The organism is Rheinheimera sp. 1928-s (assembly GCF_029269265.1).
In the GTDB taxonomy this organism is placed as follows: domain Bacteria; phylum Pseudomonadota; class Gammaproteobacteria; order Enterobacterales; family Alteromonadaceae; genus Pararheinheimera.
On the sequence record NZ_JARIXP010000004.1, the window covers coordinates 427,920 to 440,737 of the forward strand.

The 12,818-nt window shown below is 43.7% G+C and carries 11 protein-coding genes; all 11 read right to left on the reverse strand.

The features are described from left to right. Nucleotide 1: 1 nt before the first annotated feature. The gene (locus P3C17_RS12290; protein ID WP_300929710.1) at nucleotides 2–2,833 is read right to left on the reverse strand and encodes a 6-hydroxymethylpterin diphosphokinase MptE-like protein; all 2,832 of its coding nucleotides are present in this window, start codon (nucleotides 2,831–2,833) and stop codon (nucleotides 2–4) included. A gap of 17 nt (nucleotides 2,834–2,850) precedes the next feature. Continuing rightward, nucleotides 2,851–3,150, reverse strand: a complete 300-nt coding sequence (locus P3C17_RS12295) for a hypothetical protein (protein ID WP_300929711.1) — start codon at nucleotides 3,148–3,150, stop codon at nucleotides 2,851–2,853. Continuing rightward, nucleotides 3,150–3,590 (reverse strand): flagellar export chaperone FliS, encoded by a 441-nt coding sequence (gene fliS / locus P3C17_RS12300; RefSeq protein ID WP_300929712.1) that lies wholly within the window; start codon nucleotides 3,588–3,590, stop codon nucleotides 3,150–3,152. Before fliS ends, P3C17_RS12295 begins: the two co-directional genes overlap by 1 nt. 12 nt (nucleotides 3,591–3,602) lie before the next feature. After that, complete coding sequence (fliD, locus tag P3C17_RS12305) at nucleotides 3,603–5,063, reverse strand: flagellar filament capping protein FliD (protein ID WP_300929713.1); 1,461 nt, start codon at nucleotides 5,061–5,063, stop codon at nucleotides 3,603–3,605. 14 nt (nucleotides 5,064–5,077) lie between these two features. Next, nucleotides 5,078–5,488, reverse strand: a complete 411-nt coding sequence (locus P3C17_RS12310; protein ID WP_300929714.1) for a flagellar protein FlaG — start codon at nucleotides 5,486–5,488, stop codon at nucleotides 5,078–5,080. Nucleotides 5,489–5,561: 73 nt separating this feature from the next. Beyond that, nucleotides 5,562–6,389: a flagellin gene (locus P3C17_RS12315; RefSeq protein WP_300929715.1), complete on the reverse strand. Its 828-nt coding sequence runs from the start codon at nucleotides 6,387–6,389 to the stop codon at nucleotides 5,562–5,564. Between the two features lie 328 nt (nucleotides 6,390–6,717). Beyond that, a complete protein-coding gene (locus P3C17_RS12320; RefSeq protein WP_300929716.1) occupies nucleotides 6,718–7,545 on the reverse strand; it encodes a flagellin in 828 nt (275 codons plus the stop codon). 238 nt (nucleotides 7,546–7,783) lie between these two features. Then, the gene (locus P3C17_RS12325; RefSeq protein WP_300929717.1) at nucleotides 7,784–8,614 is read right to left on the reverse strand and encodes a flagellin; all 831 of its coding nucleotides are present in this window, start codon (nucleotides 8,612–8,614) and stop codon (nucleotides 7,784–7,786) included. A 248-nt stretch (nucleotides 8,615–8,862) separates the two neighbouring features. Next, nucleotides 8,863–9,693 (reverse strand): flagellin, encoded by an 831-nt coding sequence (locus P3C17_RS12330; protein ID WP_300929718.1) that lies wholly within the window; start codon nucleotides 9,691–9,693, stop codon nucleotides 8,863–8,865. A gap of 310 nt (nucleotides 9,694–10,003) precedes the next feature. After that, nucleotides 10,004–11,551, reverse strand: a complete 1,548-nt coding sequence (locus P3C17_RS12335; protein ID WP_300929719.1) for a hypothetical protein — start codon at nucleotides 11,549–11,551, stop codon at nucleotides 10,004–10,006. Between the two features lie 40 nt (nucleotides 11,552–11,591). Continuing rightward, nucleotides 11,592–12,818: a flagellar hook-associated protein FlgL gene (flgL, locus tag P3C17_RS12340; RefSeq protein WP_300929720.1), complete on the reverse strand. Its 1,227-nt coding sequence runs from the start codon at nucleotides 12,816–12,818 to the stop codon at nucleotides 11,592–11,594.

The window sequence follows — 12,818 nt, forward strand, 5'->3', positions numbered from 1 at the left end:
GTTATCCTTGTTTTACTGGTTTAAACAAATACTGAACACTGACGCCATCAAACTCAAAAGGCTCCTGCATGTAATGAGTCTGACCATCCAGCAGATAGCCGCGCCATACAGCCAACACTTGATTAAACGTCTGTAAAAATTCACTACTGTCTTCAGTAATGTTAGCAGCCAGTTTTGTCAGTACACCAGCCATGTAATTTGCACTACCGTGAAACAGACAAAAGGTGATGTCATTGTCTTTCACTGCTCTTTTACGCAAAAACTGCCACTGCTTTTCGATCAAAGCTGTCGCATCTTCTTTGTTTTCTGCATCCTGTTGCAATATGTCCAGCCACTGCTGCATTGAAGACTCAAACACAGCAGTATCAAATTGCGCATAGATAGACTCTGCTAATTCAGGGAAAGCCGGGAAATAAGCAGTAGTTAGCAGTCCTGCCAGCTCGGCCTCTTTGTCTTTAACACCAGAGGCCTCAAGCAAAATATTTTCTGGTTGCAAAGCAATGGTTCCTTTAATTTTTACACCATCGCTGCAGTTATAAACTTCAATTTTACGGCCAGCCTTGGATATAGCTTGTTCCAGTAATTTACGCGACACATCAAATTCAGGTTTAGTGTACACCATAGGCCGGAAATTCCCGGTTGAAGGAACTCCACCACCATGACGTAGCTGATAGTTATACACCTGCGAACCATCAGCCTTGTAATAAGAAGAATGCTGTGAATGGTGTTGGTTAATGTCGATAAAACCTAAATCGACACCAAAAAGATAAAAGTGTTTAAAACCTAATTTGATGGCGTAGTTCATTACCAAGTTAGTCACTGTTGGGTACGCATAAGCCAAAGAGGCTACGTTAAAACCACGCTTTTTCAGGCCATTGTGAAACACATAAGTTGACGCCTCTCCATCTTTAAAACACAACAGCGTTTCTTTGAATAAAGCGGCAGTATCCGGGTGAATACCATTTACACTGAGTAAACGAATACCTTTTAGATAATCCGTGTCATCAATTTGAGTGATCCAGTCAAAAGTAGCTCTGTTTTGTTCTATCTCAGCATGAAAGTCAGGCTGGATACCATTTCTGTGGAGAGACCTCAGCGCAGTACCACAACTGATCACAATAACCTGATCCCTGTACTCTTTTAGGTAGTCAAAACAGTGATCCAGGCTCGGACCGTTACCCACCACAAAAACAGGCAAATTCAGCGCAACATGGTTTTTGTATCCGGCATTACTATGTTGTAAAAACCTTTGCCCGCTAAAGACACTGTGATGAGTATGTGCAATACCAAAACGGGCGTGATCGTAGTATTCACCAAGAGCCAGAACAACTTTTAACTCGGATCGCAAATCACTGATCGCTTTTTGCATACCAATATTGAAATAGGTACTAAGCATATAAGTATCAGCAACTGAATAAGCTCCAATCTGATAAAACTGAGCCATTAGATCATAAAAATAATGGCTGCCATCTCCGCCTAAGTTGAGGTATATCCGACCTTTTGCTTCGTCTGCTTTAGAAAAAATTCCGGCCCAGTCAGTTACCCATAAACTGGCAGCAAAAAAATCTAGGTTAGGTTCACAAATAAACAGGTTTTTAATCTGATGCTTTTCAGTTAACAGTTCAATATGCTTACCAAGTGCAACACCAAAAATAATCAGCGTATTAACCACTGCTGGTAACTGACTTTGCTGATTCAGAGCTTTATCTATGAGTGGCTGTAGTTCGGCAACCTTAGAAAAATGCAAATAACTTTTATATTTAGAGCTTGTGCGCTGATTCAGCACCACATCGTCTTTAAACGGATGATTGACAAAGTAATCAACAAGCTCTGCCGATTCAGCCTCAAGGTCCTGATGAAGCAAAGCATTACGCTTCTGATGATACAGATTAGGGTTACCTTGCAGGTCTGACACCAGTTGCCAGGCCCGGGTTTTATGCTCCAGCATCGCCTTATGAACTTTAGGGTAAAACTTCTCTAAAGCTTCCATATTGACGTTATACAAGGCCTGCGCCTGCTCTGTTTTATAGTCTTGAGGTGTGTATTGCCCCAATAAGTTACCGGCGCGCTCAGACACATAATCCGCATAATCTTTGTATTCGGTAAACTGATGCCCTGTATGAGTCAGGGCTTCTTTATCACCGGAATGCTGCAGCAGGTAGCGGATCACATCGTCCATCATAGGATGAAACTGATGGCGATAGACAAACACTTTGTCCAGAGCCTGATCAAACTCAAGGAGTTCTTTTAACTCATGGGGTACAGCACTGGCGTCAGACCCTATTTGCAAAAAGATATGAGTGCCCATGCTGGTGGCCGTATCCAATAACTGTTGCCAATTATTGGCCTGAGCTGAACAAAGTAAAATATCTACATTAGGCTCATACACCACCAGATAACGAATATTGCAGTTCATCACCAGCTCGTTCAGGTGATAGCCCAAACCCAAACCAAAGACTAACAACACATCCACTTTTTGCGGTAATGCTTGATGCCGCCAGGTTAAATCATCTGTTTTACTTTGCAGGTTAAAATAAGCGGCATGAGAATAGAACTCTTGTACCTCAGTCAGCACTTCTTGTTTTGCAGAACTTTGGTAAAACACCCGGCCAGTGGCGAAATCGACAATATTTAATTCTGCATCTTTAGTACAAAACAAAGAATATTGCTGCACTTCATGGTCATTAATGATGCCGACTAAACTGGGGATATGTTGCCGAAAGGCGTCAATATTCTGGCGTATGTTGCGCCCTATGCTGACAGAGACTTGTTTTTCCAGAGCTTCTTGCTGCTCGGTGTTATCGAGGATTTGGTAATTAATATATTTCAGCATAAGGGCCTGGCACCTGCTTAATTATTGTCTCCGTAGCTTTGATGTGCCTTTTTACCTTTGCGTAATTGCAACATCCTGACAGCTACAGTACTTCTCTCGGAAGTGACTTGTTCAGTGATAAGACTAACCCACTGCAAGTTATCTGCCAATATACTTTGTAAATCAGGTGTTTGTTGAGGGTTTTCACAGAGTTGACGCAAGAGTTGATCGAACTCTTGCCAATAGAGAGAGAAGTCTTCGGTGGAATATTCTTCCTGCGCCAGCAACTCGACAATTTGCTGGCGTTTGGCTTGCAACATCACAACTAAATCCGTCATTAAGCAGACGCCAACGCTGCCTGCCCCTGACGCTCAGCCAGCAACTGAAAGCCTTTTTGCCGTTCTTCGACCGGAATAGCATCCCAGCCTGATTTAATTTTGATCATAATTTCAATCACATCATCGACTTTTGCCGGGCTACTTTCGCGACTGGCCTGCATCAGATGATTGACCATAAAATCGTACAGAGACCATAGGTTCTGCGATACATCGCCACCTACATCCATATCCAAAGAATGTTGCAAGGCAGAGATAATACTCATGGCTTTAGACACTGTGCGGGATTTTTCAGCAAAATCTTTACGCTCCATAGCGCCTTTGGCTTTTGCCATATTTTCCAATGAGCCCTGCATTAATAACTGAATAATGCGATGCGGGTCTGCAACTGCTAAATCATCTTTGATCCCTACAGATTTGTAGGCCTTAATACCGTAACTCATGGCAAGCTCCTGTTAACTACCATACCGTGGCAAGTTTGCCAGCTGTTGCACCAGGTAACTGGAGGTACTTTGTAATTGGCCCAAAGTGGAATCCAAAGCTCCGTAACGCTGACGCAAGGTTTCTTCGTAGCTCACTATATATCGTTCAAAGGCCTCACGATCTTTAGTATTTTTTTTCAGTTGGTCTTTTAACGAGGTTTCTTTGTTCACTAATAAACCATCCCGGTCCGTAAACTGGGAAATCACTTTGTCCAAAGACTTGCTAATACCACCTGAAGCACCAAATAAGTCGGCAATTTTATCGTAATTATTTTCCAGCGCATTATCAAAACGTTCACGGCCAGAGTCGGCGCCATATAAACGAGTACTGGAAATCTCCATTTTACCCTGGTCATTAAAAGTGATACCCAGAGCATACAAGTTATTCAGCTCGTCACCACCTGAAGAAAAAGCACTGCCTAAAGTTCTGGTAACCTGACTCATGATGCTTCTGACCATAGGGTCACTGGTTAACGCTCCACCTTCAGAGACAACTGTTTTACCATCATCTCCTATAGTGCGGTTTTTAGTTAAGCTGTTCACCTCTGTCAATAAACCGTTATAGGCGTCCATAAAAGCTTTAATTTTCTCTTCAGCGGCTTTTTTATCTGTCTCTATAGACAAAGTGGCATTGTTATCGTCTGGCGTAACGGCAAGCACTGTCAATTCAGTATCCTGAATCGCATTAGTAAAAGTGTTGTTTTTACTAAATACGCTGATACCGTCAATCACGACTTCAGCATCGGCAGCTTCAATCGCCACGCCTAAACCGCCTGAACCATCAGTATCGTTACCAAAAGCCCTGGTCGAAAGGCTATTCAGTTCAGCATTATCGTTGGTAATACGTAAGTCATTAGCTTCACCAGTGATTGATGATGTCAGCACTAATTTAGTACCTATACCATCACCGGCATTAATAATATTGGCACTGACGCCAAAATTACCACTGGCATTGTTCACTGCTTTACGGAACTGATCCAGGGTCATACCAGCGGTGACGTTTACATCAAAATTTTTACCATCAGCGCTAAACGTTAATTTACCCGCTGTGGTACTGACTACTGCAGATGCACTGGTATAAGCTTCGTCCGCACTTTCAATCCGGCTGCCTGTGGCCAGCGACTTGACTTTAATATCAAAATTACCGGGCGCAGCTGTGCTGCTGGATTTTGCTTCAAGATAAGTTTTAGTATCTGTAGGTTGTTTAATGCTGGTCGTTCTGGCTCTGAGTTTATCTTCACCCAAAGCAGTTATCGTATCTTTAAATTTTGTTAACGCGGATTTTAATTTACCAAAACCAGAAAGCGATGAATCCAGCTCCTTTTTCGTAGTGTCCAGACGACTGACTTTACTGTTTCGCTCCACTGTCACTAACTGTGTAACCAAACTTTCAAGATCTAGCCCTGATGCTGCACCTAATGACCGGATAGCCATGATTCATCCTCTCTTTATATCGTTTTGTCGATCATCAAACCTGTCGAAGCTCCCAGATCTTCCTGTAATCTTTTGATTGCTTTGGCCATCGTCAGTACTTCTTCAGACGGGATCTGACGAATGACTTCTTTGGTTTCAAAATCAACCACTTTCACTACTGGTTTTCCAGATTCTTCATCAACAGAAAAATTTAAAGTGCGTCCTTGAGAGTTAACAAACTGGTTAATATTCTCAACAGCCTCACCCAACTCATCCTCCGTAATAGCTTGCTCTGCTTGTGCAGACTCAGCCTTTACTTTGGACTCTGGTTCGGCAGTTTCTGGACCACTTTTTATTTTGTTCAGCTCAACTGCAACATTAGCAGCAGCTTTGGGGGCTGTTGGCTGATAACCAAAATTACCCGTAATTACTGAACTCATTTGCATCTACCTCTGTATCGGCAAGCAAGGCGAAAACTTTAGTCTTCGCCTCCCTCAATCTTTACCTAAAAGGCTGGTATTAACCTAATAAGGATAGTGCAGTTTGAGGCCTGGTGTTAGCCTGCGACAGGATAGTTGTACTCGCCTGTTGCAAAATCTGTGCCCGGGTCAATTCAGCAGTTTCTTTGGCAAAATCTGTATCACGGATCTGGCTGCGGGCAGAAGATACGTTTTCAACGATGTTGCTTAAGTTACGGATAGTAGACTGGAAGCGGTTTTGCAGCGCACCCAAATCTGCCCGTGCTGAGTCAATCGTTTTGATTGCACTGTCAATACTTGCTAATGCAGCTGAAGCACCACCTACTGTAGAAACTGATAGTGAAGCTAAACCTAAACCAGAAGTACCATAACCACCACCTGTACGTGACAGGTTGATGCTGATGGTTTGACCAGCGTTTGCACCGACCAGGAATTTGGCAGAGAAATCACCTTTCAGTAAGTCAATGTTACCAAACTGAGTGTTCTGAGCAATACGGCTGATTTCAGTTTTTAAAGCTGAAACTTCTTTTTGTAACGCAATACGGTCAGATGAACCGTTGATACCGTTCTGTGATTGTACCGCTAATACACGAATACGTTGTAATGAAGTTGTAATTTCATCCATCGCACCTTCAGCTACCTGAGCCACTGAAATGCCGTCGTTTGCGTTACTGATAGCCTGGTTTAAACCATTGATCTGACTGGTTAAACGGTTGCTGATTTGTAAACCAGCAGCATCATCAGCAGCGCTGTTGATACGAAAACCAGAAGATAAACGTTTAAAAGATGTATCTAATGCACTGCCAGAACTTAATAACTGACGTTGTGCGTTTAACGCGGATACGTTGGTGTTTACTGCTAAAGCCATAAGTCACTCCTTAAAGCTGCGACGGGTCTGCAAACCCTGGCACAACCTTCATTGTTAAGCGGAACCCCGCAATTCTCGCCAAACTGCAATTTGGCTTAACTAGCTATCGGCAAGCAACTTCAGGACTTTAGTAAAAAAAGGCAATTATTTTCCAGCAAGCGGCAATTAATTTCACTTTTCGTTATTTTTCAAAAAGTTATGGGTGAAATTATTTTTTAAAATAAATAGAAATTCGCAGTTTTATGCCCCTTTTTATAAATCACAGGCAAAAAAAACGGACTCTTGTAGAGTCCGTTTTTATTACCATGTCATCAAAGTCGGGTTTAGATTAACCTAACAGTGACAAGGCCGCCTGTGGACGCTGATTCGCCTGAGACAGGATAGTGGTACTGGCCTGTTGCAGGATCTGCGAACGAGTCAACTCTGCGGTTTCTTTAGCAAAATCAGTATCTCTGATCCGGCTACGCGCTGATGACACGTTTTCCACAATGTTACTCAGGTTACGAATGGTAGATTGGAACCGGTTTTGTAAAGCACCCAGATCCGCTCTTGTGCTGTCGATAGTTTTGATTGCACTATCGATGCTGGCTAATGCAGCTGAAGCACCGCCTACACTGGATATCGATAAGTTATTGATACCCAAACCTGACGAACCAAAACCCCCACCAGTGCGTGATAAATTCACGCTGATATTTTGTCCGGCATTGGCTCCCACCAGGAACTTGGCGGAGAACTTACCATCCAGCAGCTTAATGCCACCGAACTGAGTTGTTGTTGCAATACGGCTGATTTCCGTTTTCAGCGCTGATACTTCTTTTTGCAATGCAACCCGGTCTGCCGAACTATTGATACCATTTTGCGACTGTACTGCTAGTACCCGGATACGCTGCAGAGAGTTAGTAATCTCATCCATCGCGCCTTCGGCCGTTTGAGCCAGAGAAATGCCGTCGTTCGCATTGCTGATGGCCTGGTTCAAGCCGTTGATTTGGCTTGATAAACGGTTACTGATCTGTAAACCCGCCGCATCATCAGCTGCGCTGTTGATACGAAAACCTGATGATAAACGTTTAAACGCCGTATCCAATGAATTGCCAGATGTAATTAACTGACGTTGTGCATTGATCGCTGATACGTTGGTATTGACATATAATGACATGGTGTCATCCTCCGGTTAGTAAATAAGTAGCCATAAAGCCTTTCCTTTTTTCCTTTGGCAGGAGCTCCTCGCTATAGGTGCGTCAGAGCAGTGCCATAAAGTTGGTCGTACGGATCCGGCGCCCAATGCCTTCCAGATCCAGTGCTGTTCGTGTTGTCCCCCTGGTAGTTGCTGCTTCTATCGCTTCAACTACCCTGGGTAAATTCAGTCGCTGAACTTAAACGTTCTGCTTTGTCCGTTACCCTTGTAACAATGACAATGCCGACTGAGGTCTCTGATTTGCCTGCGATAAGATAGTGGTGCTGGCCTGCTGCAATATCTGCGAGCGTGTCAGTTCAGCCGTTTCTTTCGCAAAATCTGTGTCTCTAATCCGGCTGCGAGCTGCCGAGATATTTTCCACAATGTTCGACAAGTTGCGGATCGTGGACTGAAAGCGGTTTTGAATCGCACCCAGGTCGGCTCGTTTGGAGTCGATGACGTTGATCGCACTGTCGATTTGTGCCAGAGCTCTGGAGGCGCCAGCTAAACTACTGATACTTAAGCCCGCTATTCCTAGCCCAGATGCTCCGAAACCACCACCGGCTCTTGAGATATTCACACTGATGGTCTGGCCCGCATTGGCCCCCACCAGGAAAGTCGATGAATACATGCCGTCTAACAATTTCACACCACCAAACTGGGTGGTTGTGGCGATACGACTGATTTCAGTCTTTAACGCCGATACTTCTTTTTGCAGCGCTACGCGATCTGCCGAACTGTTAATGCCGTTCTGCGATTGCACAGCTAAGACCCTGATGCGCTGCAACGCATTGGTAATCTCATCCATGGCCCCTTCTGCCACCTGGGATAATGAAATGCCGTCATTGGCGTTTCGTATCGCCTGATCCAGGCCCTGTATCTGGGCGGTCAGGCGGTTACTGATCTGCAAACCAGCTGCGTCGTCTGCTGCGCTATTAATGCGAAAACCAGACGAAAGTCGTTGAAACGATGTATCAAGGGTTTTACCCGAGTTTATAAGTTGCCTCTGCGCATTCAGCGCCGAGACATTGGTATTTACAAATAACGCCATATCATTTCTCCTGAGCGTTTATTGAACAAAAAGTGGACACGTCATTTTATATTTAATCTAATCCACTCAATTACTGTATCGGCAAACAATATTGTTTCTTTAGCTATTTTTTATAATTTATCAAACAAACATTCCACTATTAGATACAAATAAAAAAGGCCATACGGTAAAGCCGTATGGCCAAAGAGCATAAAGCTCAGGAGTCGTACTAAAGATCGATTCAATATGTAATATTTATTGTTGAGTAATTAACCTTGTAACAAAGACAGTGCAGACTGTGGTCTTTGATTCGCCTGGGACAGAATAGTAGTACTGGCCTGTTGCAAAATCTGCGCACGAGTTAAATCAGCTGTCTCTTTTGCGAAGTCGGTATCTTTGATCCGGCTTCGTGCTGCCGAAATATTTTCGACAATGTTCGATAAGTTACGAATAGTTGACTGGAAGCGGTTTTGAATCGCACCTAAGTCTGCCCGCTTGGAGTCAATGACGTTAATGGCACTGTCGATACTTGCCAGAGCTCTGGATGCACCAGCTAAACTACTGATACTTAAGCCTGCAATACCTAAACCTGATGAACCAAAACCACCACCAGCTCTGGATATATTCACACTAATGGTCTGGCCCGCGTTAGCACCTACCAGGAAAGTGGAAGAGTACATACCATCCAGCAACTTCACACCACCAAACTGCGTTGTTGCGGCAATCCGGCTGATTTCTGCTTTTAACGCAGAGACTTCTTTTTGTAACGCAATACGGTCACTGGAACTGTTGATACCATTTTGTGACTGTACTGCAAGTACACGAATTCGTTGTAAGGCGTTGGTAATTTCATCCATCGCGCCTTCAGCAACCTGAGATAATGAAATACCATCGTTCGCATTTCTTATTGCTTGATCCAAACCATTCACCTGGCTGGTCAAACGGTTACTGATTTGTAAGCCTGCAGCATCATCTGCAGCACTATTGATACGGAAACCTGAAGATAAACGTTGAAACGCTGTATCTAATGATTTACCTGAATTGATTAGTTGCCTTTGGGCATTTAACGCCGAAACGTTAGTATTAACAAATAAAGCCATGATATATCTCCTGAGTTTTTTATATTTGCAGAGTAATTATTTTGTTGTTCCCTGCTTAATTACTGTATCGACGTCAGGAGGTTTTTCTTGAGGATTTTCTTTAATTTTATTGAATAAATTTAAAGACTTAGGATATTTTATTGCGGGTATTTTTGCAGCTAACTATAGTATCGGCAGGCAACTGCAGAACTTTAATTCAAATACTGGTTTTAAAGCCAAATAGGCGAAAAAGCTGGGGAAATAGAAGTTTGAGCACTTGTGGAATAGAGCAATGAGGCAGAGCTACACCTGGCGGCTTGCTCTGCGCCCCTTAATGTTGAAGCTGATAGATGTAACTGTCGTAATCAAGCAGTAGTTGCTGAACTATAGCGGAGGAATCAGTGGCTTTTGCTGCAGCGTCCAGACAAGTCTGAGTGTAATCAGCTGCAAATTCTGCATCAGTCAGATAACGCTGAATAAACTCCAGCCGTTCCTGATCAGAAGAAAACACAAAGTCATCCCCTATATACTGATACACATCACCATAGGCTTCAGTCAATACCGGGATCCCCAGACTTAAAGCTTCAATGGCAGAAGTACCACCGCCCTGGCGTCTGGGGTTAAGCATAAAGTGGCAATTGGCGATGAGGTCTATGGCATTGCTGACTCTACCACTGAAATAACTGCAGGATTCTAGCTCAGCCGGAAATCCTTCAATCGCATCAGGCCCGATAAAAACAAAAGCCGACTGCGGAAGCTGCCTTTTAATCATCAACAAAGTGTTGATAAAATCGGATCGCATTTCATGCTCAAGCCGGTAACCGACAACGACAAACTTCAGTATTTTATCTGCTACCTTGCTGCTTTTTACACAGTCAAACTTACGTAATCTGAACGGCAAACGACTGGTCAGCACCGGATGAGATAAAGACAGAGCTTCAAGCCGTAACTGATCTTTTTCTGTCAGTTCGCGATGCAACACTGGCATAGCATACAAAGGCGTGACTAGAGAAGTGACACAAGGTACATTCAGTACAGGCCGGCTTTGAGCAATAAACTCCAATACAGGATTTAAACCACCCACACCAATAATAAAGCGTGGATTGAGTTGGTTAATCACATTGACTAAATCAATCAGATGCTCTGTATCGTCCATTGGTGTTATTTGCATAAAATCAAAGTATTGATCCCAGCATTTAACCACTGCACCACCCACATTAGGTTGCTGTTTGCCTGCGTCCAAATCAAACAAGGTATCGCCTTGAAAGTATTCGTTACGCACTGTGCCAAAAAATACCGGTGCTGGCATCGGATACACATAATGCCCAGACTTGGCTACGCTGGTACAACAAATCACCACAGGGTGTTTACCCATAGCTTTTAAAGCGCTGGCGTAATTTAAAATGGTTAGAGTAGGCCCGTGCTGAACCGTGACAAACTGATTGGTCAGCAGTAACACAACGTCTTCGTTGCCGCTGCCTATCAAAGGGCTGACATGGCAAAACTCTGCACTTTGCTGGCAAAAATTATCAATCATCAATCGGTATAAAGGAGCGTAGTCATACGCAAAAGACTGGCCTACAAAATTAGCACGCATCAGTTGGCTATACAGCATGTTCTGCTGCAAAAAAGGCAGAGTACTAAAAAGGCTCAGTAGTTTTTGCCCATCCACACTTTGATCCCCCAGCAACAATAACCGTACTTTACGCCATAAAGTGACAGGCACAGAATCAGGGCTGAAGTTCTTTAAAAGGTTGAGTTGGTTTTCTGGGTCAAGAGTAGAAAAGTTGACTGTGTCCCAGTGATGAAATTCATTGACTGGCCAGTCACTGGGTTGTAAATACAGTTGATCAAAACGAGAAAGTTCTTGCAAAGACATAACAGGCTTCCTGCCGGAGAATAAAGTTTAAGAAAAGTGCTTAGTTAATATAGTCAAATAAACTCAGGCCCGTCACTCTGCCAAAGGTAGCCTGTACCGCTTGCAATGCAGTTTCCTGTTTTACCAGTTCAGTAATACCCGTACTGTAATCCAGTTCCACTACGTCGGCTTTGTGAGATTTAGTGGCAATGAGTACATCTTCATTACTGCCAAAAATGCTGTCAATCACATTTAAGCGACCACCAATAGAAGACACGGCAGAATCGACTTTTGTTGAAGCATTGTCAATTTCAACAGTGGCATCCAGAATACGCTCGTTCAGCACATCCCCGCTGTCGCCTGCTTCAATGCCATTAATTAAGTCGGTTAAAGAATTCAGAATATTGGTTTTTTCCGGCGGTTGTAGGCTGAAATCCACAGTGCCACCCGGTGCCGCACCAGTCACATCAACCGACAAACCATTGTAGTTAATTGGCTCTCCAGGCGTATACGTACCTGTGACTGCTGGTACTTGAGAGGCACCATTGCGCTGAATTTCATAATTGGATGGCGCAGAAAATACCACTGAGTAGTCATTGTTACCCGGTGTTAAACCGTCATAATTTTGCTTATAAAAATTATCAAACACACTCTGGTTGGCCACTGTCACTTTAGCCGCAGTCACAGGAGCGCCAACTGTTGCATTGCTGGTCTGAAAACGCTTGTCCACACTGTCAAAAATACTGCGACCGCTGTCATTGGCGGCTATCGAAATGGACAAAGACAACTGAATAGATTTTTGACCTTCGTCACCATTAAACTCGTATTCTCCGGTGGCGCTGTTCAGGCTGTAAGGCTGGGTTTGATCCTGGAAGCCAGAAAACAAATAGCCACCCAGTTCATCCCGACGATTCATCAAATCAAATAATTCATCACGAATATTGCCTAACTGATCACCTATAGCTTTGCGATCGTTCTCATCGTAGGTACCATTGCCTAACGACAAGGTTAAAACCCGGGCTCTGTCCATCGCATCACGAACACTGCTAAGCACAGTTTCCTGGAGTTCAAGGCTGTTACGTGCTGCAGTGTTGTTATTCTGATACTGATTGGTTTGCTGAATATTGGCTTCCAGACCAATAGCACGGGCGGCGCCGGATGGATCATCAGCAGCAGTCAGAATTTTGGTCTGCTTGTTCAGCATTAAACTTGCAGTTTGTAATTTGTCCTGTGTACTTAAAATTGAATCCAGGCTCTGGCTGTATTTCATGTTAAACGTAGTACGCAT